Raw genomic sequence first — 23,919 nt, 5'->3', positions numbered from 1 at the left:
TCCGTTGAAGACGGGGGAAATATAGCCGATTGGCTAAGTTGTGTCTATCTCTATTTAGCCGGTCGGCTATGTTTGGACGCCTGCTCCAGTTCTTTGATCAGCTCTCGTGTTAGTTTAGGCGCAAAAAGCGCCTGTTGAACGACGGCAAGGATTTCGATTTCGAAATCTTTGATCGGGGGACCATTGAGGGGCTTGGCTGTGAATTTGCCCTTCGCCCGTGCCCGATCAAGGATCGCGATTATGTGCCGTTCGACGCCTTTCGGCCGGATTAAGCAGAGTGAATCGACATAGTCTTCATACGGATCGTCGTCTACGCCAGAGCAGATAGATAGGAGGATGGCATCACCGAGCCGGAAAACTGGATAGAGTGAGTCATCGCCGACCAAGCACCAGTAGTCTCCAGCTTGATTTCGCTGATTCGTTCGAATTTCGAGCGGAAGATCGTCCTTGGATTTCAGGGCGTGGCTCTCGCCGTTGCTTATGATGCTCTGCACGTAAATGATTGCTTTTTTGTCATCCAAGTAACTGAGGCGAGGCGTGATTACGCGCAGCGCTTCTCCGATTTTATCGGCCCATTCGTGGGTTAGCTGCATCTTCCCGCGCTCGAGCTTGGACACCGTGATCCAGTGAGAGCCGATCGCGTCAGCCAGTTGCTGTTGCGTCAAACCTCTCTTTTTTCGCCACTCGGCAATTCTGTTGGGAGCCTCTGCCATATAGCTTTTTCGCTTATTGCCCCTAGAGCGTCTATAGCCGATCGGCTAAATATTCCTGGCTGGCGGCTTGCAGTTGCATAGCCGATCGGCTATATGCTCGCATATGCAAGCGATCACACCTAGATCATGGCGTAAGTCCCAGGGTCTCTCCCTAGCGGCAGCTGCGGCTATCTGCGGTGTTTCAGGAAAAAACCCGGCTAGAACCTGGCAGCGCTGGGAAACAGGCGAGCGGGAGCCATCGATCAAGGCCATAGCCGCGGTTGAACAGGCTAGCTGCGGCCAGGTCAAGGTTTGCAGTTGGAATGTGATTCGACAGATTTTTCTTAATGAACAGAAAACTGCATCGCCCGATAGTACAGCGGGCCATGCCGTTGGATCATCTCAGCATCCCACGCCCGAAACCGAACAATCGCCGCCAGCTGATCAATATCCCGGGGCCGATGCTCGGGAAGTTTCGCGCGGTGTCTCGTCTTCATCCGAACAATCCTCGATCGCGCAGGAGAAATCCGGCGCCGAATGACTTTCGCGGGCCCGACCGTCGGCAAAACTGAACGGTCCGCGAACAGAGTGTCCGTAGCGTAAGCGTAACGAATGCTCCGTGCTCTCCTGGAAACAGGAGTGGCACGGATGCGATCGGAAAAATCCGACAAGACGTCGGAGGTCAGACAAATGGGGCGTCAGACGACTGTGAGTGAGGCGTCGCTGTTGCTGCGAGAGATCGCAGGTACTCGCGCCGCCGGCGAATCGATCAAGGGCGTCCTGAACCGGCTTCACAGGAAGTTGGTCGATTGGTCGCCCGGTCGCGTTCGGGACGTTTGGTACGCGGATGCGCGCGTGCGCCTTCGCGCCGAAGAAGTGGAACAACTCCGCGCGCTTGCTAAGCCGCGCGATGCCGGGACCGATGATGAACTCACCGAACTCAGAACCCGTATTGCAAGGCTCGAACGTCTCCTGGAGGCGGCGAGCGCGCCGCTGGATCGCTAAGGCGCTGCTCGGATTGGGCTTGGCCGGCGCGAAATGGGCCGAGCGTCTAGCGCTTTGGATTGATCCGACCCTTGAGACGGAGGCTCAACCGTGAGCGGTGACGTCGTGCAGCTCGAAACCAAGGCAGAACGCGCGTGGCGGGAGTTCTGCAATGCACGCGAGAAGGCCATGACCTCGTCTTCGATCGAGGATGGTTTAGCGGCGGGCCGCGCTTGGTCTCGATTTCTTTCGGAATTCGTAGGCGACCGAGAAACACGGGCGGCTGTTCATGGCGGGGCGCTTAGCCGCAAATGAACGCTCCAGCAATTCCGCCGCACAATATCGAGGCAGAGCAAGCGCTGCTCGGCTCAATCCTCTTGAACAACAAGCGCTACGGCCTTGTGGCCGGTGCGATCAACCCAGCCGCCTTCTTCGAACCGCTTCATGCTCAGATATTCTACCAAGCCAGCCAGCTCATCGCCGACGGCAAGGTCGCCAGCGCGGTGACGCTAAAGGATGCATTTCCCGGCATCGAAGTCACGCAAGGGATGAGCATTAGCCGATATCTTGCCAAGCTCTCCACGGAAGCGGCTGCAACGGATTCCGAGTTGCGAACCCTCGCCGGAATTGTCAGCGATACGGCCCAGATGCGGGCAATTATCGGCGTAGCTGGTGAGCTTCAGCGCTCGGCCGCGGACGGCGTTTTCCCGAGCGTCGCTGTTAACAGTGCCTGGGGACATCTCGACGAGCTCCGAGCCGCCGGCACACCTGATACGGTCGTACGCGGGTATTTCGGCGATCTGATGCCTGTGTTGATGGAGCAGGAGGGGTCCTATGTCGTTGCGTCCGGTCTCGCCGACCTGGACCGCACCATCGCCGGAGGCTGGCGTTCGGGGCGGCTCTACATCCTCGCTGGGCGGCCTGGGATGGGGAAAACCGTACTCGGTACGGCAGCGGCGCGACGCATCGCCCGGAAGGGCGTCGGCGTGTCGTTGTTCTCGCTTGAGATAGACACCAAGGAGATCATGGCCCGGCTCGTCGCCGACGAGCTTTCGCGCGGATCCTTCCCGGTACCTTACCGCGATATCGTGGCCGACGGCCTTGACGACGGCGGACGCAAGCAAGTCGCCCAAGCTGCCGAGCGGCTTGCCAAGCTCGGCATCAGGATCGACGCCAGCGGTGGGCTCTCTATGGCTGAGATCGAAGCGCGATCGCGGATTGACCGTGAGGTTCTCGCAAAGCGCGGCATGCGGCTTGGCGCCGTCATCATCGACTATCTGGGCCTGATCAAATCGTCAGACCGCTACCGTGGCCAGCGTGTCCACGAGCTCGGAGAAATCGCGCTCGCCGGCAAGACGATGGCCAAACGTCTCGACTGTGCCGTGATCATGCTTTCTCAGCTCAACAGGTCCGTCGAAAGCCGCGACGACAAACGCCCCACGATGGCCGATCTTCGCGACTCTGGGAATATCGAAGAGCACGCCGACTTCGTCGGGCTGCTTTACCGACCATTCTATTACATCGAGCGTTCGGCGGGTTGGCGCGATCAGGTCCTGGAAGTGATCGAGGATGGCGAGCGGCAGAAAGACAAGCTCGAGCTGATCGTTGGCAAGAACCGGCTTGGCTCGACGTCGCTGATCAAACTCTGGTGCGATCCCTCACTTTCGTCTGTTGACAATCTATCGAGGTTCGGATGAGCGAGCGGGGAGTTTTTGCGGTCGACCGCGGGATCTTCGAGCATCCGATGTTCAAGGGACCGGACGAGGAGTTCACGCGCTTGGAGGCCTGGCTGTGGTTGCTTGCTGCGGCTGCTTGGAAGGCCCACACCCGCTGGATATCCGGGCGTCCGCTCGCGGTTACTCGCGGCCAAGTCGTTGCTGCCACAAGGACTATGGCCAGGGAGTGGCGTTGGAGCGAGGCAAAGGTACGCCGCTTTTTGGAGGTGCTCAAAACCGACGCACTGGGCGACGCGATGATCGACGCAGATACCGACGCAGGCATAACCGTCATAACTATCAGAAAGTATGACGAATATCAGCGTGTAAGCCTTCCGCGTGACGCAGCGGGCGACGCAGATAGCGACGCACAAACCGACGAGCCAGCGACGCAGCAGCGACGCATTAAAGAAGACATTAAAAACATTAAACACACTAGGACGAGCGCGAAGCGTGCTTCGAAAGGCGTTGGTAGGTTCGAGGAAGTTTGGTCGGAGTATCCGCGCAGAGACGGACCGAATCCGAAGAAAGCGGCGCGAGAGATCTACCAGCAGGCGGTGAACGCGGGAGCCGACGAGCAAGCGATCATCGACGGGGTCAAGCGATACCGCTCCGATTTGCGGAGACGGGGCGAGGAGGGGTCGCGGTTCGTTGCGCAGGCGAAGACGTGGCTTCGCCAGTGTCGTTGGGAAGACGATCTGCCGCCATCTGCATCGCACGGGCGCAACCCGCCGCCGATCACGCCAGCGTCGCCGAATGGCGCTGCGGAGCCCGTCGATTGGCACAAGTGGATGCAGGGCTATATGCGCCTGCCGGCGCATTCGCGTGTCTGGTACGGGCCGGCTGGTGAGCCTGGCTATCCAGGCTGCGAAGTGCCTGCGAGCATCCAACGAGAGTACGGGTTCACGCCGGTCCCGTGGGTCCGTCGAGCGGACGGCAAGCAGTTCGGCAAGGACGAGGGAGACGAAAGCGATGAGCGATCAGCCAAAGCCAGTAATCGAACCACCGACGACGGGGTGGCTACCGAATCCGCACTACCCGGAATGCGAGGAGTATGTTGACCACAATGGCGACCACATCGCAAGGATCGAGGATTTTGGATACGCGGCCTATCCGTCGGCCCTTAACGCTGCCACCGGCAATTGGGAGCGAAATGGTCCAACGCGGGACCGCATCGCGGGTAAGCTGTGGGCGGAACGTGTGGCGGGCGTCCACCCCATCAAGCCCGGAGATGAACGACCGCCGTTCTACTACTCCAAGAATGGTTCAAGTTGGTGATCATTCTTCCGCGCTCATGGAGCGGTCAGGGGTACCCGCTCCGAAATTTCCTCGCCGGCTGAGCAGAATGGAGAAGCAGCATGACAGAAATCCGCATTGATGCAGCAAAAGCTGAGCGCATCTTGTCTCAAACGCTTCGCGACAGCTATGGGCTATTGCCGGCAAAGGCAAATGAGGCGGCCGCCGAACTCATGCGCCGTTTGAATTGCTCAATGCAAACGCCGAGCAACCAGCCGTTTCAGGGTTATCGTCTCATCCGGTCTCGTCCGCCATCAGCATCGTCCATAGATCTCGAACTCTGGAAGAGAGTTTACGACCTGGCTGAAGATCTGCCGCCAAGCGTAGCTGACGCGGTGAAATGGTGATGTCGCTCATGGGGTGTTCAGAGCGGATCGCGAAGGTCGTAGCGGCGCTTCAAGCGCCGTGTCGCCGTCTGAGCAGCCTGATGGATGCGATCTATATCGGCATTCTCCGATGCTACGACATGAAGTCTCCAATCCATCCCGGGGGGCTGACTGGGATCGCGCTCGACTTCGACCGAAATAACGTGCTCGCCTCCCGCGTAACTACGAATTTCCTGCAGCGCGATGCGCTCAAGATCCGCTTTCGAGATCGGCGTATTGAACACCGTAGTCCTCCCTGGTGGATTCGACTAAGTCATGTCGAATTCGCCCTGCATCTTGGTTATGGCAATCATCTGGAAAACTGTCTTGAGGCGGCAACGTTCCTCCGTTTCCAGCTGGCCGTAAAATGTGGGAGGGGAGAATGACGGTCGCGGCATTGACGAGCAAACAGAGGCAGGTCTGCGAACTCGTCGCCGAGGGGCTATCGAACAAGGAGATTGGCGTGCGGCTCGGCATCGGCCATCGCACGGTCGAATTCCATCGCGCTCAGGTCTATCGCAGGCTCGGCGTGCGCAACGCCGTGGAATTGGTCAGGAAGCTTTTGGAGGGCAAGGCAGCATGACGACGCCGAGGGAGTATTGGGCGGTCGCGCAGGTGATTACTGGTCGCGAGCACGTCGTGAGGTCAGAGATCGAGAATTCGAACTACGGGGCCTTTCTCGCGACCTACGGGCAGTCGGGCGTGAGGCGCGGTCTGCGGTTCGCGCGAGAACGACCGCTGCTCCCTGGTTACGTGCTGTTCCACACGGGCCCCGAGTCGTGGGGTGGCGTCGCTGCGATCGATGGCCTCATTCGCGTGGTCAACTCCCAAGGCAAAGCCAGCCCTGTGCAGGACAGCGAAATGATCCGGCTCGTCCTCGGCCATGCAGGTGGAGCCCACAACGAGATCGCGCACGCATCTAGTGCCGCGCCGCGCACCCGCCGGCGCAAGCCGCGTCCCGGCAAGAGACTGCGTAAGGTTACTAGCTAGTAGCAGCACGAGTATGAAAGACGAGGCGAAGCAGCCATGGTTGGTGCCCAACAGAAGCGATGTGGTCACTGGCCTTTCCGCTCCTGGGCAACCGAATGGAGTTGCCGCATTGGATAGCTATGCGCCGAATCAGGATGCTCAGGCCGAACGATGTCCGTCAGCGTAACCGAGAGCATGACGCCAGGCGTAGGACAGCCCAGTCATGGCGCAGGCTATACAGCACAGCTAGGTGGCTGACACTGAGGGAAGCCCAGCTTAATCTGCATCCACTGTGCAAGCGGTGTGTGGACAGAGGCAAGGTGGTTGAGGCTACCGTTGCGCACCACAAGGTAGCGCACAAAGGAAATCCAGAGTTGTTTTTTGATCCGAACAATCTCGCCTCATCCTGCAAGCCATGCCACGACATAGACGAGCAGCGCATCGAGCGTGGTGGGCAGGCAAGGCAATCGATTGGCGATGATGGTTGGCCTCTCGAGAAATAGAATTTCGCGAAAGAAGATTTCTTTTTTCCGTGGTGGGGGTGGGTCGAATCTCTCCGACCGTTTCCTTTCCAGACCGGTGGCGCACTGAAAAAGGCAATTCCGCAAGTTTTGAGGTCGGGGGTCTGTTTTGGGGAAGAGGGGACCAAAGCCTAAGCTGGCGGCGCTCTCGAAATTGGACGGTAACCCTGGAAAACGGGTGATCGAAGAGAGCGGCATCGAGGCGCTCGGCGAGCCGTTCATCCCGGAGCATCTGTCCGACGACGCGCGCGGCTGCATCGAGGTCATCAAGGCGTCGATGCCGTCGACGGTCTACTCCGCGCTCGACAGTTTCCTTCTTTCCGCGTTCGGCACTGCCTGGGCGCTGCACAAGCTGGCGGCCCACAAGATCAATGACCCAAGTTTCGAGCACGTCATCACCGTTGGCGACAATGGCGCGGAAGCGCAAAGCCCATGGCTGGCGATTCTAAACAAGCAGGCGGCGCTGATGGCAAGCCTCGGCGACCGGCTCGGGCTCGATCCAAAAAGCCGCGCCGCGCTCAAGCTGCCGGGCGCAAAGCAGAAGAAAAGCAAGTTCGCCGGGCTGCTCGGGCAGAACGGGTCATCGCCTTCATTGAGCAACTAGTCGTCCCGTCCGGCGAAGGACAGGGCGGCCGGTTCAAGCTTCGTGAGTGGCAGAAGAAATTCATCAGGGACATCTACGAGCCGCACAGTAAGGCGGGCTTGCGGATCGTCCGGCGCGCCATTCTCTCGATCGCGCGAAAGAACGGTAAGACGGCGCTGATCGCTGCCCTGGTGCTGGTACACCTGATCGGGCCGGAGGCGATCCAGAACGGTGAAATCTACTCCGCGGCGAACGACCGTGAGCAGGCCGCGCAGGTCTACAAGGTCGCTTCGCAGATCGTGCGGGCCGATCCTGAACTGTCCGACATCCTTCGGTGTGTCGACTCGACCAAGACCATCGCGTGCTACGCGAACGGCAGCTTCTATCGCGCGATGTCCAGCGAGAGCGGGACGAAGCACGGCCTGAACCCGACCTTCGTCATCTTCGACGAGCTCGCGCAGGCAAAGAACCGAGAACTCTATGACGTTCTCGACACCTCGATGGGCGCGCGCGCCGAGCCGCTGTTCGTGGTCATATCGACTCAGTCGAATGATCCTGAGCACATTCTGTCGAAGCTTATTGATGACGGCATTGGTGCGCGAGATCCTCGGATCGTCTGCCACCTCTACGAGGTGCCGGAGGACTGCAAGGACATCTTCGACCCGCGCGTCTGGAAGAAGGCAAATCCGGCGCTCGGTGACTTCCGGTCGCTCGCGGACCTGAAGGCGATAGCGGACAAAGCTGAGCGGATGCCGGCCGAGGAGCCGAAATTCCGCAATTTGTACCTGAACCAACGGGTCGCGCCGATCGCGTCGCTGATCTCGCGCAAAGAATGGACGGCCTGTGCAGGGCCTGCGGATTTCGCGGAAAAGGAAGACGTCTATCTGGCGCTGGATATGTCGGCAGTCGTCGACCTTACCGCGCTTGTCATGGGCAGCGCCGGCGAAAAAACGAAGGTCAAGGCGTTCGTCTGGAAGCCGGAAGACCTTCTGAAGGATCACAGCGACCGCGACTTCGGATCCGGTAACAACCGATATGGCGAATGGCACAAGGACGGGCATCTGCTCGTCTCGCCAGGCCGCTCGATCGATCCGGCCGTTGTGGCGCGCAAGATCGCCGAGCTCTGGCAGACCTATACGGTCCTCGGGCTCGCATATGACCGGTGGCGCGTCGCCGATCTCCTGAGGGAATTCGATCGTCTCGGCTTCGAGGCGTGGGAAGACAAGGGCGGCGACAGCAAGCCCGGATCAGGGCTTCGCCTCATTCCTTGGGGGCAGGGCTTCAAGGACATGGCGCCGGCGATCGACGCGCTCGAGCTGGAAGTCGTCAACCGACAGCTTGAGCAGCCGGCAAATCCGGTTCTGACCTGGGCCATGGCGAACGCTGTCGCATCGATGGACCCGGCCGGCAACCGGAAGCTCGACAAGGACAAGGCGCGGTTTCGCATCGACCCGGCCGTCGCGCTTACGATGATGGTTGGTCTGAAGTCGAGAGACCGAAAGAACAACATCGTCCAGACGTCGCCGTGGGATGATCCGAATTACAGTCTGGTGGGCTCGTGAAGCTTTTCAATTTCGAGATCCGCCGGTCTGAAAAGCGAGCTTCTCCGGAAGACCCGCGCGTTCCGGTGAGCGCAGAGAATTTCCTGTCCTATTTCGGGGTGCAGTCCGGCAATCTGCCGTCCGTCACGATCGACAGCGCGTTGCAGGTGCCGGCCGTTGCCGCTGCGGTTTCATTCGTGTCGGCGAGCCTCGCGAACCTGCCGCTGCACGCCTATCGGTCGAAGGAAGCCGGCGCCGAGCGGATCAAGGGCGGAATTCAGCGGCTTCTGAACGAAGCGCCGAATCCGGAATGGACCAGCTTCGGCTGGCGCAAGTATTTCTGGCAGCAGGTGTTCACCGGCGGCCGGGGTCTCTCCTGGATCGAGCGCGTCGGCGGAAACGTCGTCGGAATCTGGCCGATGGACCCCGGATTTACGTCGGTCCAGAGGGTCAACGGTCAAAAGACCTACCAATTCGGGGGGAAGACGTACCCTGCGGCGGACATAATCGACCTGCCGTTCATGCTTCGGCGCAATCAGCTAGGGGTCTATGGGCCCATCATGCTGGCGTCGAAGGCCATCCAATTGGCGCTGGCGATGAATGATTACGCCAGCGGGTTCTTTGCCGGCGGCGGCGTTCCGCCTCTCGCGCTCGTAGGTCCGATGCCGGCGGGGCCGGACGCGGTTAAGCGGGCTCAAGGCGACATCAAGCGCGCGATTGACGCCGCAAAATCGAACAGTGAGCCGGTGTTTCCGATCCCGGCCGGGTACGAATTGAAGCCGGTCGGCTTCGATCCGGCCAAAGGCCAGATGACAGAGGCGCGGCAGTTTCAGGTTGTCGAGATCGCGCGTGTCTACAATCTGCCGCCGGTCTTCTTGCAGGATCTGACGCACGGAACGTTCTCTAACACCGAGCAGCAAGATCTTCACCTCGTCAAACATCTGATCGCCCAATGGGCGAGCGCGTTCGAGGAAGAGATCAATCTCAAGGTCTTTGGGCAGAAGCCGGGCAATCGTTATGCCGAGCACAATCTCGACGCGCTGATGCGCGGTGACTTCAAGAGCCGCATCGAAGCTCTCGCCCGCGGTGTACAGACGGCGCTCTATACGCCCGACGAGGCTCGCGCTCTCGACAACCGCCCGCCCATGGAAGGCGGCGACAAGCTGTACATGCAAGGGGCAACCGTTCCTCTCGGCACCACGCCGACGGCGTCAACGCCGCCGGTTACCACGCCGCCGGCGGCTGAGCCTGGCGACAACGGAGATGACAATGAGCCTGGAACGACGGGCGACGACGAGCCCGCCTGAAGTCCGCGCGAGTGACGCTGGCAAGGTCGCTAAGGGCTATGCCGCGCTGTTCAACAACAGAACGGACATCGGTGATTTTTTCACGGAGACGATCGCGCCAGGCGCGTTCGCTGAGACGCTGAAGAACTCCGACGTCCGGGCTCTGATCGACCACGACAGCGGGCGCGTCATCGGCCGATCATCGGCCGGTACGCTGCGGCTGAAGGAGGACGATAAGGGCTTGGCAGTCGAGATCGACTTGCCCGACACCACCGATGGCCGCGACCTCGCCGTTCAATTGGAGCGCGGCGACATCTCCGGCATGTCGTTCGGCTTCCGCGTGACGCATGACGAGTGGGACGAGTCCGGCAAGATGCCGGCGCGCACCATTCACAAGGTGGAATTGTTCGAGGTCAGCGCCGTGGCCTTCCCGGCCTATGACGACACCACCATCGCGCTGCGGTCGCTCGACGACGCGCGCAAAGAGCAGAAGCGCAAGAATTTCAACGCGGCGGCGCACCGCCTCCGCATGAAAACCACCCTCGATCTGCAAACGCGGTCGCGGAGTAAAGCCTAGGCATCCCGCCGAAGCCCAACGAAACGGCGCGCCGCGCCATTTTTTTGGAGAGCATCCATGACCATCAAGGAACTGCGGGAGAAGCAGGCGAAGATCGTCGCCGAGGCCCGTGAACGTCTCGACCAGATCGACAAGGCCGACGAGGCCCGCGCCAAGGAGCTGGAAGCGGCTCACGACACCGCCATGGCGGAATACGACCGCATCGACAAGCAGATCGAGCGCGAGGAAAAGCTCGCCGCGATCGAGAAACGCGCGGATGAAGCGCGCAAGCGCGAGCGCCCGACCAATCCGGACGGCGAGGCGCGTGGCGAGGACGACGGCGAGAAGCCGACCTATCGCAACGTGTTCCACAAGTTCATCGCGCGCGGCGCCGACCTGTCCGAGCTTTCGGGCGAGGAGCGGGCGGTTCTGAAGGCTGGCGTCCAGTCCAAGAACGAATTCCGCATCCAGACCGCCGGCACCACCACGGCGGGCGGCTATACCGTTCCGGTCGAACTGGCTGACCAGATCATCCGCTCCATGAAGATGTGGGGTCCGATGTACGACGAGGCGATCTGCACTGAGCTGGTCACTTCGTCCGGCAACCAGATCAACATCCCGACCATCGACGATACGTCGAAGTCGGCCGGTGCACACACCGAGGGCACGGCGCTGACCGATGACGGCAGCGAGGACGCGACGTTCGGCCAGAAGCGGCTGGACGCCTATGTCTTCGATACCGAGTTCGTCAAGTTCAGCATGGAACTGGCGCAGGATTCCATCTTCAACATGGAAGCGCTGCTTGGTTCGCTGCTGGGCGAGCGCCTTGGCCGCACTGCGAACACGCAGCTCACCACCGGAACCGGCTCGTCCGCGCCGAACGGCATCGTGACCGCGTCGACCCTCGGCGTCACCGCCGCTGCGGTTGCGGCGATCACCTTCGACGAGATCATCGATCTCGAGCATTCGGTCGACCCGGCTTATCGCCAGTCGCCGAAGGCCGCCTATATGTTCAACGACGGCACCCTGAAGGCGGTTCGCAAGCTGAAGGACGGCCAGGGCCAGTACATCTGGCAGATGGGCGACGTGCAGAAGGGTGTCCCCGGCACCCTGAACGGCCGCCGCTACTACATCAACCAGGCCATGGCGGCGCTCGCCACCGGCAACAAGACCATGATCTTCGGCGATTTCGGCAAGTATTTCGTCCGCAAGGTCGGTTCGCCGATCATCGGTGTGATGCGTGAGCGCTTCTGGCCGGATCTCGGTATCGCCGGTCTGATCCGCTTCGACGGCGAGCTCGGCGACACCGCCGCCGTCAAGCACCTGATCCAGGCGTAATCCAACGGGGCGGGGCCTTCGGGCTCCGCCTCCCCATTCCCGTGAAATCTGGAGGCGCGCGCCAATGGCCGACGCAACTTATGGTCCGAAGGTCTACAAGAAAAGCGGCGGCGACGAGCTTGTGGTCGCTTCCGGAGGCAAGATCACTTACGAAGGCCAGGCGGCCGTCACGCAGGCGACCAGCATCACCACCGGCGTGACCTGCAATGCCATGACCGGTGTCATCACCACGGTAAGCCAGACGGTTGCCGCTGGTGCCGAGGCCGAATTCACGGTCACGAACAGCCAGGTCGCCGCGACCGACGTTGTCGTGCCTTGCATCAAGACGCACACTTCGGCCGGTACCTTCGACGTCTCCGTGTCCGCGGTCGCGGCCGGGTCGTTCAAGCTTCGGCTGACGAACCTGGATGCGTCCGTCGCCGGCAACAACGTGCTGGTGATCAACTTCCTGGTGCTGAAGGCAACCGCGTGATCATCGAGATGACCGTCAGCCTTTCGGGGCCGGCTTACTTGCTCGAGCCCGGCGACCGGCGCGACTTCCCGCAGGACGAGGCGCTGCGCCTCGTCGCTGCTGGCTTCGCTGTGCCGGTCTCCGAGCCCCAGATCGAGCGTGCCGTCTCGGCTCCTGCCGTCGAGACGCGCTCAGACTTCGTCCACCGCAAACACAAGCACCGGCGCTGATGTGGTATCCGGCAACGATCACGGTTGCGGCTTCTTCCGAGCCGGTCACTGCCGCCGAAGTGAAGGCGCAGGCCGAGATCGATTTCACGGATGACGACACGCTGATCACGCTGCTGATCGCCGGGGCGCGCGCTTTCACCGAGAAGTATTGCGGGACGCGCTTCGCAACGCAGACAATTTCGGTGAAATGTGACTGCTTCCGGGACTTCGCGAAGTTCGCAGAGGCGCCCGTTCAATCGGTCACCTCGATCACCTATGTCGACACCGACGGCGCGACGCAGACGCTAGCGACCTCGGTGTACGAGGTCCGAAATGACGGACTCGAGGTCTCGATCGCGCTGAAATTCGGCCAGGTCTGGCCGATCACGCAGGCCGGATCGCGGATCACCGTCGTGGCTGTTGTCGGCTATACGGCCGTTCCGGATGACGTGAAGCGCGCCCTGTTGCTGTACATCGCCGGCGGATACGCCAATCGCGAGAACACTAAAGACAGCGACTGGACGGCCTTCGATAGCCTGCTCTGCAACCATCGGCGGAACGCCTGATGATCCGCGCCGGCTCGCTCGACCGTCGCGTGACAATCCAGCGGCGCACGATTACGCAATCGTCGTCGGGCGAGGCCGGCGAGACATGGGCAAATGTTTCGGTCAGGCGCCCGGCCTCCATGTGGCCGCTCAAGGGCGATGACGAGAGTTTCAGGTCACCTGAGAAGGTGGCTTATGAGCGCATCGAGTTTCGCATTCGCTATTCGGACGATGTCGCCGACCTATCGCCGCTCGATCGCGTCATCCATCCGGCCTTGACGACCGCGCAGGCTGCGGACCCGAACTACGTCATCCCGACACGGTCAATTTTTGACGTGCTTGGTACCCTGGAAATCGACCGACGCCGCGGCATCAGGATCATCACCCAGCGGCGCGCCGACGTGACTACGTAATTCCCCATCCGAGAAAGGAATACCTATGACCGATCTTGTCATTACCGCTGCAAACGTGCTTCCCGGCACCGGCGCTGTCACCGAAGACGGCCTTGCGGGTGCCACCATCACCGCCGGGCAGGCCGTCTACCGCGATACGGACGGCACCTACAAACTGGCTGATGCCGACGGCGCCTCGGCGCTGATCCGCACGGCGCGCGGAATCGCGCTGAACGGCGGTTCTGCCGGCCAGCCAATCCGCATTCAGAAGTCTGGCGAGATCACGATCGGCGCCACGCTGACCGGCGGCGTGACCTACTATCTCTCTAACACGGCTGGCGGCATCTGCCCGCTCGCGGACGTCGGCACCGGTGAGTATTTCCACATCGTCGGTATCGCCAAGTCGACCACCGTCATGCTGATGTCGCTGGCCTATTCGGGCGTGTCGGGCTGATGATGGATATCCGACCAGGGCTGTTCGCCTTCTTTGCGGCGGACAGCGTCATCGGGCCCCTGGTGACCGCGAGCGGCGTCTCGCGGATCTTCCCCATCGTCCTGCCTCAGGGAGTGAAACTCACCAGCATCGTCTATACCCGCATCTCGGGGCAGGGCGATTACACCATGCAGGGCGCGAGCGGCTACACGGCTCCGCGCTACCAGATCGCAGCATGGGCGCCGACGGCGGACGCCGCTGTGCGCCTCGCAAACGCGATCAAGGATGCCTTCGACGGCTTCAAGGGCGCGATCGGGACCGGAAACGATGCCGTGGACGTGCAGGGCGTCTTCTGCGGCGATCAGCGTGAGACTTACGACGATATCGTGCAGATGTTCGGCGTGATGCGGGATTATTTCGTGCACCACGGTGAATTGTGATGGCTAGGCAGACCTTCAAAATCGAAGGTCTCGCAGAGCTTGACGAGGCGTTGACCGAGCTGCCCAAGGCGACCGCGCGGAACGTGCTGAAGCGCGTCTTGACGGAGCAAGGGCAACCGATCAAGGACGACGGCGAGCGCATGGCGCCGCGTGATAAGGGTGGTCTGAAGGCGTCCTATACCGTCACCACGAAGCTTTCACGGCGCCAAAAGGGGCTGAACCGGAAAGAGAGCGACGTCGAGGTCTATATCGGGCCGGGCCCGGCGGCGAAGTCGGTCCAAACCGAGTTCGGTAACGCTCACCAGGCAGCTCATCCGCATCTCCGGCCGGCCTTCGACGGCAACGTGATGAAGGTGCTGAGCGGCATCAAGACGAGCCTCGAAAACGAAATCGAGAAGGCGCGCCAGCGGCTGGCGAAGAAGGCCGCCAAGATTGCCGCAAAGATCGCGGCCGGACAGTAATTCTCTTCCCCAATCCCGCCGGGGCGTGTCGCGGGCTTCCTTCAAATTCTGACATGGAGATATCGCGATGACCACTCAGGCGCGCATCGGTTACGGCACGCTGTTCAAGTCTGGCAACGGCGCCGTACCGGAAGTGTACACCACGCTGGCCGAGGTGACCAATATCACGCCGCCCGCCATGGCGCGCGACACGGTCGACGCGACCCACGAGGAAAGCCCCGGCGCTTGGCGCGAATTCATCGCTGGCCTCAAGGACGGCGGCGAGGTCTCGCTCGAGTTGAATTTCGTTCCCGGCGGCGCAGCCGCGACGGCAATGATGGCAGAGCTCGATCTCGACGGGGCGCTTGCCAGCAAGAACCGCCAGATCCTGTTCCCGGACGGCTCCTACTTCTCGTTCGCCGGCATCCTGACGGCCTTCGAGCCGGACGCACCGATCGACGACAAGATGTCCGCCTCGGTGACCTTTAAGGTCTCGGGCAAGCCGACCTTGGTGCAGGCGTAACCTATGGCGAACCCGCATAAGGGCGAAGTCGAACTCGTGGCCGGCGAGGCCACCTATACGCTTCAGTATTCCATCGATGCGCTCTGCTCGATGGAGGCAGCGCTGGACAAGAACTTCACAGCCATCGCTGCCGAGATGTCAAATCCGGCACGGATCTCGGTGTCGATGGTGCGCCAGTTGCTCTATAGCGGCCTCCAGGAGCGGCATCCGGAACTGACGCTCAAGGAGGCGGGCGAGCTGATCCCGGCCGCCGGCGGCCATGCTGAAGGTCATGACGAAGGTCACGGAGGCGATCCGCGCAGCCTTCCCGGATGCGAAGGAAACCAAGCCGGGCCCTCGGCAGGGGCCGCGCCGGGCTGGGACTGGCCGGCCCTCCTGACGGATTGGGTGGCGTGCGGGCTCGATCCGGACGCCTTCTGGTCAAAGACGCCGCGGCAGGTCTCCCTGATCTTCGCCGGCAAGCAAGCCCAGTTCACGCGCGAGCACAACGACCTTGGCTTGGCTGGCCTGGCACACCGCGGCCCTCCCGCGGTTCAAGAAGTTCCCCAAATTGCGAACGCTGCTCGCGCGCGAGCGCAAGCCGCAATCCCCCGACCAAATGCTGGCGATCGCCAAACAATGGACCTTGCTGCTTGGCGGCGAGGTCAAAGGCAAGCCTAACTGAGGGCCAATAATGGCTGGTGGCGCTGTCATCGGTGCACTCCGGGTCGTGTTGGGAGCGGATACAGCCGCTCTCGACAAGGGCCTGAAGGACTCGCAGTCCGGCCTTGCCGCGTTCGGCTCGGCGGTCGCCACCGGCATGGCCGCGGCGGCGGCGGCTGTCGTAGCGGCCGGCGTCGCCATCGGCCTGGCGCTCCAGCACACCATTGACGATGCGGATAAGCTGTCGAAGACGTCGGCAAAGCTCGGCGTGCCGATCGAGCAGCTTTCCGCGCTCGCCTATGCGGCGGACCTCTCGGATGTCTCGTTTGATGCCCTGAGCAAGTCCGTCGGCAAGCTCTCCAAGAACATGACGGAGGCGGCGGCGAAGCCAACCTCTGAGGCCGCGAATGCGTTCCGCGCGCTCGGCATCTCCGTTACCGATTCCAACGGCAGGCTGAAATCATCTGACGATGTCCTCGGTGACGTCGCCGATAAGTTCTCGGGGCTGAAGGACGGCGCCGGCAAGACCGCCGTCTCGATGGCGATATTCGGCAAGACCGGCGCCGATCTGATCCCGATGCTCAATGACGGCCGCGACGGCCTCAAGGAGATGAAGGACGAGGCCGAGAAATTCGGGCTCATCATCGATTCCAAGACCGGTAAGGCCGCGGAGGACTTCAACGACAATCTGACCAGGCTGAAGGCGATTTGGACCGGCCTCATCACGCAGTCGATGACGCAGGTGCTGCCGTCGATGGTCGAGATCAGTAACGCGATGGTCGAGTCCGCGAAAAACTCGGGCTTCCTGAGCACTGCGCTCACCGTCGTCTCAACCGCCATGAAGGCGCTTGTCACCAGCGGCGTGATCGTTGGGGCGGTATTCAAATCCCTGTCGGAGTACATCGCGACCGTATCGGCCGCGATCTCGCTAGTGTTGAAGGGCGAATTCACCTCTGCCTTCGACAAGGTGAAGGGCGGCGTTGCCGGCGTCGAGGAGACCGCAAAGACGACATTTGGCGTCATCGAAAAGCTTTGGACTGGCGCACAGACCGGAGCTGACGCCTCCGCGGAGTCGACCGACAAGGCGTCGAAGGCGCAGAAGGATTTCAACTTCTCCGCGATGGGCGGCAAGAACGCCGTAGATCAGTTCATCGATTCTCAAAAGAAGTCGCTCGAATCGCAAAACGCTGAAATCCAGACGTTCGGAAAACTGGCTGGTGAAAAGGAGGCGCTGAAGATCCAACTTCAGGCGCTCTCGATCGCGACTGCCAATCATACGGTAATCACCGCGGCGCAACAGGCTCAGCTCGATCTGACCAAGCAGAAAGCGCTGGACTATGGGATGGCGTTGGCCGGCCTGCAATTGACGCAGGAGAACCTGACGCCCGCGCAACTGTATCAGCAAGAGCTGATCAAAATTCAAACGCTGTTCGACAACGGAAAGATCAGCGCAGAGAATTACGAGCAGATTATGCAGAACGTCTCCGAGAGGGCGGGGACTGCATGGAATGTCGCTGGCGCCAATATTGCCGGAAGCTTCGCGACGATCTCGGCGGCCTTCGGAAAAGAAAGCGCGGGAATGGCGAAGGCTGCCCAGGTATTCGGCGCCATCCAAGCCACCATCTCGATGTTCACCGGCGCCGCGAAGGCGCTGGAGTTGCCGTTCCCTGCCAACATTGCGGCAATGGCCGCGGTGCTGGCTAAGGGCGCGACGCTGGTTGCTCAGATCAAGAGCCAGTCGGTCCCTACGGGCTTCAAAGACGGCCTGTCTATGACGGTGCCGGGTGGTGTCGGTGGCGGCGACAGCAAGCTGTTTCAGGCCATGGTCGAGCCGGGCGAGCAGATCGACATCACGCCGAACCGCGGAGGCAACGCGGGCGCGTCAAAGGGCGGTGCATCAGGCGGCCAGACGATCGTCATGCAGGGATTCATGTGGGGCCGTGATCAGGTCCGCGACATGTTCGAGGCGTTAAACGAGGGGATGCGCGATGGGCACAAGCTCAACGTGCAGTTTACCGGCTGATGTCGATTGTCATCTCCAGTGCGGTTGTTCTCGCCGACGTCGCGGACGGTCTGTCGCTCGATCATCCGGTGATAGGCTGGCACAATGTCGTAACGGCATCATCGATCGTTTCGACACATGTCGACGCCAATTACCCGGCGTCGAATCTCGCTAATCCGGCGACGCATCTGCAATGGCGTTCGAGCGACGATGGCGGCCAATTTCTGACGATCACGACCAATGAGGTTGATCCAATCGATTATCTCGCCGTCGCCGGTCATAATTTCTCATCCGGGGAAATCGTGACCTCGGTTGAGGGTTTCATCGGCGGCGTATGGACCAGGATCGTTGATGAGGTCATGCTCCCAGACGATGGACCGGCGCTGTATCGTTTCGAGGAGCAGTCGCTATCTGAGATCAGGCTGGTGATGAGCTCGCCGGCTGGGGTTTTTCCCCGCGCTGCGGTGCTCTATGTCGGCAAGCTCCTGGTTATTGAGCGCAAGGTCTACGCCGGTCATATGGCGATCACCGATGGAATCAAGGTCAGCGTCGCTAACGGTCGGAGTGAGAGCGGAAATTTCCTCGGCCGTATCGTGCTCGGCGAGTGGCGCGAGACGACAATTCCGCTTTCGCTGATCTCTCCTGATTGGTTTCGGACCTATATGCGACCGTTCCTTACCGACGGGCGCGATCTGCCGTTCTTCTTCGCATGGCGCCCTCAGACCTATCCTCGTGAAGTGGGTTTCGGTTGGCTGATGGACGATCCGGCGCCGACGCCTGACACCAGCAGTCATTTGCTGGCGTTCGATCTCAAGGTTAGCGGCATAGCCTGATGAAGTCCCTGACCTATATCGAATTGGATGTTCCGTTCTGCACACGGACCTATGGCGTCGCGCCGTGTACCGCTTCGATTCCGACCACTGGTAGCATCAAGTGCTTCAACAGCAAGAACACGTGCCAGGATACTGCGCATTTTCTGGCGTCTGACGTTACCTGGCGCTTTGCGAAGCCTGCATCGTACCTGCCGACAAATATTGACATCGTCGCTGCTTCGATCCTCGACATCTCGTACACGCCGGCGACGATCTCGCTCGGGAAGAACCTCGGAACGCGGGCCACGCTCAGTATCACGTTCAAGGACCACCCTCATTCCGACACCGGCGAGGGGTTCGACAAGTACCTCGCCGATCGGACTTATGATCCATACAGTCAGGGCACGTTCTGGGGAAAGTTCCGCGCTCGTCAGCCGTTCGTTCGCGGTCAGGAATTGCGCTGGATCACAGGACTGCTCGGCGACGATCTCGCAGATATGGAGACGCGCTATTTCGTCGTCGACAGCTTCGACGGTCCTACGCCTGAAGGCAAGTACACCATTATCGCAAAGGACGTGCTGAAGTTTGCGGACGGGGACCGCTCGCAGGCGCCGGATTTGTCCAATGGCTTCCTCGCTGCGGATATCACGGCGTCCGCGACAACCGCAACCCTGCTTCCGACCGGCATCGGTAATGCGGAGTATCCGGCCGGAGGCTCTGATTTTCTCTGCATCGGCGGCAACGAGATTGTGCAGTTCTCGCGTAGCGGAGACACGCTGACCTTGGTTCGTGGTGTCCTAGGGACCACCGCAACGACGCACAAAGCGCAAGATCGAGTCCAGCTCGTGCTCCGCTACAATGGCGCAGATGCCGCCGATATTGCTCAGGAGCTCCTGGAGCGGTACGCGGACGTTCCGTCAAGCTATATCACTGTTGCGGATTGGCGGGCGGAAACCGCGGCCTATCTCGGCACGGTCTACACTGCTGTGATTTGCGAGCCGACGTCGGTATCGACCTTGCTTTCTGAATTGGCTGAGCAGGCCGGGCTTGCGATATGGGACGACAATCTCGCCCAGCAGGTCCGGCTGAAGGTGCTCCATGGCGTTGTGACAGATGCATTCACGTTCACGCCGGACAACACGCTTGAAAAGTCGCTGACGATCAAGGAGCAGCCTGACCAGCGCTTGTCACGCGTGCAGGTCTATTTTGGGCAGAAGGATCCGACAAAGCCGCTTTCGAATCTGGATAACTATCGCTCGACGTCGCTGACGATAGACAATGAAGCAGAGGCGGACTATGGGTCCGCATCGATCAAGACCATTTATTCTCGATGGATTCCGGAAGCTGGGCGGTCAGTCGCCGACCGGCTCGGTGCCATCCTTCTTGGGCGCTTCCGCGATCCGCCGCGACGCGTGACGTTTGCCACCGCTCGCTACGCGTCCACCGACGTCGACCTCGGACAAGGATATCGTGCGGAATCCTTCTGCGTGCAGGACGCGACCGGCGCACAGGACAACATCCCGATCCAGATTACGCGGGTTAATCCTGGTCCAGATAGGTTTGCCGTCGAGGCAGAGGAAATGCTTTGGACCGCACCTGATGCTGACCTGTCAGACAGGCAGATCATCTTCGACGCGAACAACTTCAATATCAATCTGAGGTCCGCGCACGATTCGATTTACCCGACGCCGCAGTCGGGAGATGTCGTCACGTTCACGATAAATTCGGGCGTTGTCATCGGATCGAATTCATATGGGCTCCCAGCCGTCGATGTCGGAAGTTGGCCGGCGGGGGTCACTGTCAACTTAACCGTCGTTGGCCGCATCCAGGGCGCTGGCGGTTATGGCGGCGTCGGCGCGGTCATTGGCGCAGGGGCTGATGGCGGAGCGGGCGGTCCGGCGCTTTATCTTCGCTATGCCGTTACCGTCAATGCGTCCGCTGGTGCGATCTGGGGTGGTGGTGGCGGTGGTGGTGGCGGCGCGGGCGCTGGCAATCCTGGCGGCGGCGGCGGTGGCGGCGCGGGCGTCATTCGCGGAGATTTCGGAACATCCTCGGCGACCAGCGGGGCGCTCGGCTCTGATACTTCGGGCGGCTCCGGCGGCGCCGCAGGAGGCCCTGGTGGCGGCGCGGGCGGGGCCGGCGGCGGTCCCGGCCTCGCAGGCAGCGGCGGTGGTAGTGCGGGAATTTTTAATACCCCTGGAGGCGCTGGAGGCGCGGCTGGCCGTGCAATCGACGGCGTCTCTCACGTCACGTTCAGCCCGGCCGGCGGCGATATCCGCGGCTCTCAAGTAAACTGAGGCGAAGACATGACCTTGGCGCGTCACCAATTCACTATCCAGGACTCAGACGGCAATGTCGTTCCCGGAGCTCACGTCGAGGTTCGCTCGGACATACCTGGGCAGCCGCTGGTCGCGCTGTACAGCGACCGCGACGGAACGGTCGCGGCAGGCAACCCGATCGATGCAGACGCTAACGGCTACGTCTATTTCTACGTCGTCGGCGGCTACTATCAAATTCGTGTCTATACCGGCGCGAGCGGTGCGCCGACCACCGAGCATATTGACCGCTATGTCGGCATCGGCCTAGCCCAAGGCAGCGATTTGGCGGCATCCGGTCATTCGGAGCGCGAGGTCACTGCGGCTGGCGCAGTGACCGTGACCAACTCCGACGCGGACGTGATCCTGATCAACAAGACCGTTGGCGCTGCGACCGCGGTAAGCCTGCCGGATCCGTCGACCACTACCAAGCCGGTTCGTATCGTCGACCGCAAGTACGATGCTGCGACCAACAACATCACTATCACCTCGGCCGGCACGTCGAAGAAGATCATGGGCGGCACGTCCTACATCATCGATTCCAACGGCGGTTCGATCACTTTGACACCTCTCAGCGACGGCACCGGCTGGGTCTGATCTCTTCTCCACTTCTTAGGATATCGAAAATGAAGCTTCGCGGCATCATTGCGCTTGCGTTCGCCCTGGCGTGCGCGCCTGCCTTTGCCCAGACCAATCCTGGCTCGTCGCCATTGTCTGGCGCGAAGGGAGGCACGAATAACTCTTTCATGCAGTTCACCGGGCCGGCATCGCCGATCAAGACCTACACGCTGCCGAATGCGAGCGACACCCTGGTCACGCTCACGGCAACGCAGACCCTGACGAACAAGACGTTGACGAGCCCAGTGCTGACGGCGCCTAGCCTTGGCGTCGCATCCGCGACATCGCTCGCGCTCGGCGGATGTACCGTCGGTAGCAATGTGATCTGCGTAACCGGCACGTCGCAATTCACCGGAACTGTGACGATCACATCGAATGCCGCCGCTGCCCTTGCAGTTGGCAGACAGGGTGCGACCAGTCCGGCGTTGTATGTCGATGCGTCGATCGCGTCATCTGCTACAGGTATCAAGATCACCGGAAAGGCTGCTGGGGGCGGCGTCGCGCTCGAAGTCGCATCGCCGAATGCGAACGAAGGCATCAATTTTGATTCGCGCGGGGCATCTCCTATCGTTATCGGCGCGATCTCCACCGGCGGCGTCCAGCTTGGCGCTGGTGGTGGCGGTGTTTCTATCGGCTCTGCGCTGACCTATGGCGGTGTTACGCTATCGAACGCGGTGACGGGGACGGGCGCGATGGCGCTGGCAACGTCGCCGTCGTTCACGACGCCGACGCTTGGCGTAGCTTCGGCGACCTCGATCAACAAGGTGGCGATTACGGCGCCGGCGACGGGGGCAACGCTGACGCTGCCGGATGGTGTTACACTGACGGGCCCGGCGGCCTCCGGAACGGCCATGACGCTCGGCAATGCCGAGACGGTGAGCGGCGCGAAATCCTTCAACGACGCCACGCTGATCCTGAAGGGGGCGACCAGCGGTACCACCACGCTCAAATCAGGGGCGGCGGCCGGCTCGTCCGTCATTACCATGCCGGTGGCGACCGATACCCTGATCGGCAAGGCAACGACCGACACGCTAACGAACAAGACGTTCGACACAGCCGGGGTCGGCAATAACTTCAGCATCAACGGACTGGCCGCGACCGCCAACACCGGAACCGGATCGGTGGTTCGTGCGACCTCGCCAACGCTGGTGACGCCGGCGCTCGGCGCGGCGACCGCGACAAGCCTCAACGGCAACACCTTCACGACCGGGACCTATACGCTGACTGGTTCGGCCAGCAAGACGCTGACCTTCAGCAACTCGCTGACCTTGGCCGGTACCGACGGCACAACGCTGACCTTCCAGGGCACCGATACTTACGTCGGCCGCGGCACGACCGACACTCTGACCAACAAGACGCTGACGAGCCCGACGTTGAATACGCCATCCGTGTCGGCACCTTCGATCAGCGGGGTGGCAAACTTCACCGGTGCGCGCAAGGACTCGACGCAGTCGGCGCCGTCGCAGATCACCTCCAATCAGAACGACTACAATCCGTCGTCGGTCGTTTGTTCGTCCAGCTCGACACTGCTGATCAATTCCGATGCAGCGCGAGATATTACCGGCATCGCGGGCGGCGTCGCCGGCTGTGACTTGTTCCTGCTCAACAACGGCAGCTTCCCGATCACGCTAAAAGATGGCAGCGCGTCGTCGACGGCGGCGAACCGGCTGGATCTCGGTGCCGATTTCGTGCTCGCCTCGAAGGCTGCCGCGCATCTGAAGTATGATGGAGGTTCATCGCGCTGGCGCAACACGACGGGGTCCGGTTCCGGCGGTGGTGGAGGCGGCACCGTCACCTCGGTGACGTGCGGCACCAATCTCTCCGGCGGAACGATCACGACGTCGGGGACATGTACTCTCGACCAAAGCGCATGGACGACTTTTTCTCCGAGCGCCACTTGCTCCGGCACGACATTCACGGTGAACAGCGCTCGATACAAAAATTGGGGTGCAGCAGTGTTCTGGTCGATGGACATTTCCGTCGCGTCTGGATCATGCGCCATTGGCTCAAATATCAATTTCACCATGCCGTTCACTGCTCAATCTGGCGCTGGGGGCGGCGGCTTTGAATTTGTCTCTCAGGGCGTCACCGTGCCTTGTTACATCGCGGCTGGCGGAACGACGCTGATCTGTAGAAATACGTCGGCATTCGGCGCTGGCTCCCGGTTCGATATCTCGGGATTGTACGAGCGCACGTGAGGCGCTGCGGCGCGCTAAACACGCGGCATCAAAACAAAGCAACCTGTAGGAGA

At 61.2% G+C, this 23,919-nt stretch carries 29 protein-coding genes; 28 read left to right on the top strand and 1 reads right to left on the bottom strand.

The features are described 5' to 3' along the window. Positions 1 to 50 precede the first annotated feature (50 nt). On the bottom strand, positions 51 to 713 hold the full coding sequence (locus AAFG50_RS34760; protein WP_342714071.1) for a helix-turn-helix transcriptional regulator: 663 nt from the start codon (positions 711 to 713) through the stop codon (positions 51 to 53). Positions 714 to 1,340: 627 nt separating this feature from the next. On the opposite strand from AAFG50_RS34760, the gene AAFG50_RS34755 reads away from it, so the two are divergent. From AAFG50_RS34755 to AAFG50_RS34620, 28 genes are all read left to right on the top strand, one after another. Further along, positions 1,341 to 1,697 carry a hypothetical protein gene (locus tag AAFG50_RS34755; protein ID WP_342714070.1) on the top strand — a complete coding sequence of 119 codons (357 nt, stop codon included), beginning with the start codon at positions 1,341 to 1,343 and terminating at the stop codon, positions 1,695 to 1,697. Between the two features lie 90 nt (positions 1,698 to 1,787). Continuing rightward, complete coding sequence (locus tag AAFG50_RS34750) at positions 1,788 to 1,991, top strand: hypothetical protein (RefSeq protein WP_342714069.1); 204 nt, start codon at positions 1,788 to 1,790, stop codon at positions 1,989 to 1,991. After that, complete coding sequence (locus tag AAFG50_RS34745; RefSeq protein WP_342714068.1) at positions 1,988 to 3,373, top strand: DnaB-like helicase C-terminal domain-containing protein; 1,386 nt, start codon at positions 1,988 to 1,990, stop codon at positions 3,371 to 3,373. Before AAFG50_RS34750 ends, AAFG50_RS34745 begins: the two co-directional genes overlap by 4 nt. Then, positions 3,370 to 4,452, top strand: a complete 1,083-nt coding sequence (locus AAFG50_RS34740) for a hypothetical protein (protein ID WP_342714067.1) — start codon at positions 3,370 to 3,372, stop codon at positions 4,450 to 4,452. The genes AAFG50_RS34745 and AAFG50_RS34740 overlap by 4 nt, the downstream gene beginning before the upstream one ends. 297 nt (positions 4,453 to 4,749) lie before the next feature. Then, positions 4,750 to 5,034 carry a hypothetical protein gene (locus AAFG50_RS34735; protein ID WP_342714066.1) on the top strand — a complete coding sequence of 95 codons (285 nt, stop codon included), beginning with the start codon at positions 4,750 to 4,752 and terminating at the stop codon, positions 5,032 to 5,034. An 80-nt stretch (positions 5,035 to 5,114) separates the two neighbouring features. Further along, positions 5,115 to 5,438 (top strand): hypothetical protein, encoded by a 324-nt coding sequence (locus AAFG50_RS34730; protein ID WP_342714065.1) that lies wholly within the window; start codon positions 5,115 to 5,117, stop codon positions 5,436 to 5,438. After that, positions 5,435 to 5,635: a helix-turn-helix transcriptional regulator gene (locus AAFG50_RS34725; protein ID WP_342714064.1), complete on the top strand. Its 201-nt coding sequence runs from the start codon at positions 5,435 to 5,437 to the stop codon at positions 5,633 to 5,635. Before AAFG50_RS34730 ends, AAFG50_RS34725 begins: the two co-directional genes overlap by 4 nt. Further along, complete coding sequence (locus tag AAFG50_RS34720; protein WP_342714063.1) at positions 5,632 to 6,042, top strand: transcription termination/antitermination NusG family protein; 411 nt, start codon at positions 5,632 to 5,634, stop codon at positions 6,040 to 6,042. The genes AAFG50_RS34725 and AAFG50_RS34720 overlap by 4 nt, the downstream gene beginning before the upstream one ends. 59 nt (positions 6,043 to 6,101) lie before the next feature. After that, positions 6,102 to 6,524 carry an HNH endonuclease gene (locus tag AAFG50_RS34715; protein WP_342714062.1) on the top strand — a complete coding sequence of 141 codons (423 nt, stop codon included), beginning with the start codon at positions 6,102 to 6,104 and terminating at the stop codon, positions 6,522 to 6,524. A 196-nt stretch (positions 6,525 to 6,720) separates the two neighbouring features. Continuing rightward, entirely contained in the window at positions 6,721 to 7,146 is a 426-nt protein-coding gene (locus AAFG50_RS34710) for a P27 family phage terminase small subunit (protein ID WP_342714061.1), read from the top strand. Positions 7,147 to 7,244: 98 nt separating this feature from the next. Further along, positions 7,245 to 8,687: a terminase TerL endonuclease subunit gene (locus AAFG50_RS34705; protein ID WP_342714212.1), complete on the top strand. Its 1,443-nt coding sequence runs from the start codon at positions 7,245 to 7,247 to the stop codon at positions 8,685 to 8,687. Further along, positions 8,684 to 9,973 carry a phage portal protein gene (locus tag AAFG50_RS34700; protein ID WP_342714060.1) on the top strand — a complete coding sequence of 430 codons (1,290 nt, stop codon included), beginning with the start codon at positions 8,684 to 8,686 and terminating at the stop codon, positions 9,971 to 9,973. Before AAFG50_RS34705 ends, AAFG50_RS34700 begins: the two co-directional genes overlap by 4 nt. Beyond that, complete coding sequence (locus tag AAFG50_RS34695) at positions 9,936 to 10,529, top strand: HK97 family phage prohead protease (protein ID WP_342714059.1); 594 nt, start codon at positions 9,936 to 9,938, stop codon at positions 10,527 to 10,529. The genes AAFG50_RS34700 and AAFG50_RS34695 overlap by 38 nt, the downstream gene beginning before the upstream one ends. A gap of 57 nt (positions 10,530 to 10,586) precedes the next feature. Continuing rightward, positions 10,587 to 11,846, top strand: coding sequence for a phage major capsid protein (locus tag AAFG50_RS34690; protein ID WP_342714058.1), 1,260 nt, complete (start codon positions 10,587 to 10,589; stop codon positions 11,844 to 11,846). Positions 11,847 to 11,910: 64 nt separating this feature from the next. Next, positions 11,911 to 12,318 (top strand): hypothetical protein, encoded by a 408-nt coding sequence (locus AAFG50_RS34685; RefSeq protein ID WP_342714057.1) that lies wholly within the window; start codon positions 11,911 to 11,913, stop codon positions 12,316 to 12,318. Then, a complete protein-coding gene (locus tag AAFG50_RS34680; RefSeq protein WP_342714056.1) occupies positions 12,315 to 12,527 on the top strand; it encodes a hypothetical protein in 213 nt (70 codons plus the stop codon). The genes AAFG50_RS34685 and AAFG50_RS34680 overlap by 4 nt, the downstream gene beginning before the upstream one ends. Beyond that, positions 12,527 to 13,072: a head-tail connector protein gene (locus tag AAFG50_RS34675; protein ID WP_342714055.1), complete on the top strand. Its 546-nt coding sequence runs from the start codon at positions 12,527 to 12,529 to the stop codon at positions 13,070 to 13,072. Before AAFG50_RS34680 ends, AAFG50_RS34675 begins: the two co-directional genes overlap by 1 nt. Beyond that, positions 13,072 to 13,464 (top strand): head-tail adaptor protein, encoded by a 393-nt coding sequence (locus AAFG50_RS34670; protein ID WP_342714054.1) that lies wholly within the window; start codon positions 13,072 to 13,074, stop codon positions 13,462 to 13,464. The genes AAFG50_RS34675 and AAFG50_RS34670 overlap by 1 nt, the downstream gene beginning before the upstream one ends. 25 nt (positions 13,465 to 13,489) lie before the next feature. Then, the gene (locus tag AAFG50_RS34665; protein WP_342714053.1) at positions 13,490 to 13,897 is read left to right on the top strand and encodes a hypothetical protein; all 408 of its coding nucleotides are present in this window, start codon (positions 13,490 to 13,492) and stop codon (positions 13,895 to 13,897) included. Then, on the top strand, positions 13,897 to 14,316 hold the full coding sequence (locus AAFG50_RS34660; RefSeq protein WP_342714052.1) for a DUF3168 domain-containing protein: 420 nt from the start codon (positions 13,897 to 13,899) through the stop codon (positions 14,314 to 14,316). The genes AAFG50_RS34665 and AAFG50_RS34660 overlap by 1 nt, the downstream gene beginning before the upstream one ends. Beyond that, positions 14,316 to 14,777: an HK97-gp10 family putative phage morphogenesis protein gene (locus tag AAFG50_RS34655; RefSeq protein ID WP_342714051.1), complete on the top strand. Its 462-nt coding sequence runs from the start codon at positions 14,316 to 14,318 to the stop codon at positions 14,775 to 14,777. Before AAFG50_RS34660 ends, AAFG50_RS34655 begins: the two co-directional genes overlap by 1 nt. A gap of 67 nt (positions 14,778 to 14,844) precedes the next feature. Continuing rightward, the gene (locus AAFG50_RS34650) at positions 14,845 to 15,279 is read left to right on the top strand and encodes a phage tail tube protein (RefSeq protein ID WP_342714050.1); all 435 of its coding nucleotides are present in this window, start codon (positions 14,845 to 14,847) and stop codon (positions 15,277 to 15,279) included. Positions 15,280 to 15,282: 3 nt separating this feature from the next. Further along, positions 15,283 to 15,939, top strand: coding sequence for a hypothetical protein (locus AAFG50_RS34645; protein WP_342714049.1), 657 nt, complete (start codon positions 15,283 to 15,285; stop codon positions 15,937 to 15,939). A gap of 13 nt (positions 15,940 to 15,952) precedes the next feature. After that, positions 15,953 to 17,944, top strand: a complete 1,992-nt coding sequence (locus tag AAFG50_RS34640; RefSeq protein ID WP_342714048.1) for a phage tail tape measure protein — start codon at positions 15,953 to 15,955, stop codon at positions 17,942 to 17,944. After that, entirely contained in the window at positions 17,944 to 18,756 is an 813-nt protein-coding gene (locus AAFG50_RS34635) for a hypothetical protein (RefSeq protein ID WP_342714047.1), read from the top strand. The genes AAFG50_RS34640 and AAFG50_RS34635 overlap by 1 nt, the downstream gene beginning before the upstream one ends. After that, the gene (locus AAFG50_RS34630; RefSeq protein WP_342714046.1) at positions 18,756 to 21,032 is read left to right on the top strand and encodes a hypothetical protein; all 2,277 of its coding nucleotides are present in this window, start codon (positions 18,756 to 18,758) and stop codon (positions 21,030 to 21,032) included. The genes AAFG50_RS34635 and AAFG50_RS34630 overlap by 1 nt, the downstream gene beginning before the upstream one ends. 9 nt (positions 21,033 to 21,041) lie before the next feature. After that, the gene (locus AAFG50_RS34625) at positions 21,042 to 21,647 is read left to right on the top strand and encodes a hypothetical protein (RefSeq protein WP_342714045.1); all 606 of its coding nucleotides are present in this window, start codon (positions 21,042 to 21,044) and stop codon (positions 21,645 to 21,647) included. Positions 21,648 to 21,676: 29 nt separating this feature from the next. After that, entirely contained in the window at positions 21,677 to 23,866 is a 2,190-nt protein-coding gene (locus tag AAFG50_RS34620) for a hypothetical protein (RefSeq protein WP_342714044.1), read from the top strand. The last annotated feature ends 53 nt before the right edge of the window (positions 23,867 to 23,919 follow it).

It is taken from the genome of Bradyrhizobium sp. B039 (genome assembly GCF_038965675.1).
Classification (GTDB): domain Bacteria; phylum Pseudomonadota; class Alphaproteobacteria; order Rhizobiales; family Xanthobacteraceae; genus Bradyrhizobium; species Bradyrhizobium diazoefficiens.
This window is presented reverse-complemented; position numbering and strand designations above follow the sequence as displayed.

Coding starts and splice junctions, on each gene's coding strand:
- AAFG50_RS34745 (WP_342714068.1), top strand. CDS start 1,988: ATGAACGCTCCAGCAATTCCGCCGCACAATATCGAGGCAGAGCAAGCG.
- AAFG50_RS34645 (WP_342714049.1), top strand. CDS start 15,283: ATGGCGAACCCGCATAAGGGCGAAGTCGAACTCGTGGCCGGCGAGGCC.
- AAFG50_RS34725 (WP_342714064.1), top strand. CDS start 5,435: ATGACGGTCGCGGCATTGACGAGCAAACAGAGGCAGGTCTGCGAACTC.
- AAFG50_RS34620 (WP_342714044.1), top strand. CDS start 21,677: ATGAAGCTTCGCGGCATCATTGCGCTTGCGTTCGCCCTGGCGTGCGCG.
- AAFG50_RS34695 (WP_342714059.1), top strand. CDS start 9,936: ATGAGCCTGGAACGACGGGCGACGACGAGCCCGCCTGAAGTCCGCGCG.
- AAFG50_RS34660 (WP_342714052.1), top strand. CDS start 13,897: ATGATGGATATCCGACCAGGGCTGTTCGCCTTCTTTGCGGCGGACAGC.
- AAFG50_RS34720 (WP_342714063.1), top strand. CDS start 5,632: ATGACGACGCCGAGGGAGTATTGGGCGGTCGCGCAGGTGATTACTGGT.
- AAFG50_RS34755 (WP_342714070.1), top strand. CDS start 1,341: ATGCGATCGGAAAAATCCGACAAGACGTCGGAGGTCAGACAAATGGGG.
- AAFG50_RS34760 (WP_342714071.1), bottom strand. CDS start 713: ATGGCAGAGGCTCCCAACAGAATTGCCGAGTGGCGAAAAAAGAGAGGT.
- AAFG50_RS34690 (WP_342714058.1), top strand. CDS start 10,587: ATGACCATCAAGGAACTGCGGGAGAAGCAGGCGAAGATCGTCGCCGAG.
- AAFG50_RS34735 (WP_342714066.1), top strand. CDS start 4,750: ATGACAGAAATCCGCATTGATGCAGCAAAAGCTGAGCGCATCTTGTCT.
- AAFG50_RS34715 (WP_342714062.1), top strand. CDS start 6,102: ATGTGGTCACTGGCCTTTCCGCTCCTGGGCAACCGAATGGAGTTGCCG.
- AAFG50_RS34630 (WP_342714046.1), top strand. CDS start 18,756: ATGAAGTCCCTGACCTATATCGAATTGGATGTTCCGTTCTGCACACGG.
- AAFG50_RS34730 (WP_342714065.1), top strand. CDS start 5,115: ATGGATGCGATCTATATCGGCATTCTCCGATGCTACGACATGAAGTCT.
- AAFG50_RS34625 (WP_342714045.1), top strand. CDS start 21,042: ATGACCTTGGCGCGTCACCAATTCACTATCCAGGACTCAGACGGCAAT.
- AAFG50_RS34650 (WP_342714050.1), top strand. CDS start 14,845: ATGACCACTCAGGCGCGCATCGGTTACGGCACGCTGTTCAAGTCTGGC.
- AAFG50_RS34655 (WP_342714051.1), top strand. CDS start 14,316: ATGGCTAGGCAGACCTTCAAAATCGAAGGTCTCGCAGAGCTTGACGAG.
- AAFG50_RS34635 (WP_342714047.1), top strand. CDS start 17,944: ATGTCGATTGTCATCTCCAGTGCGGTTGTTCTCGCCGACGTCGCGGAC.
- AAFG50_RS34640 (WP_342714048.1), top strand. CDS start 15,953: ATGGCTGGTGGCGCTGTCATCGGTGCACTCCGGGTCGTGTTGGGAGCG.
- AAFG50_RS34740 (WP_342714067.1), top strand. CDS start 3,370: ATGAGCGAGCGGGGAGTTTTTGCGGTCGACCGCGGGATCTTCGAGCAT.
- AAFG50_RS34675 (WP_342714055.1), top strand. CDS start 12,527: ATGTGGTATCCGGCAACGATCACGGTTGCGGCTTCTTCCGAGCCGGTC.
- AAFG50_RS34685 (WP_342714057.1), top strand. CDS start 11,911: ATGGCCGACGCAACTTATGGTCCGAAGGTCTACAAGAAAAGCGGCGGC.
- AAFG50_RS34670 (WP_342714054.1), top strand. CDS start 13,072: ATGATCCGCGCCGGCTCGCTCGACCGTCGCGTGACAATCCAGCGGCGC.
- AAFG50_RS34665 (WP_342714053.1), top strand. CDS start 13,490: ATGACCGATCTTGTCATTACCGCTGCAAACGTGCTTCCCGGCACCGGC.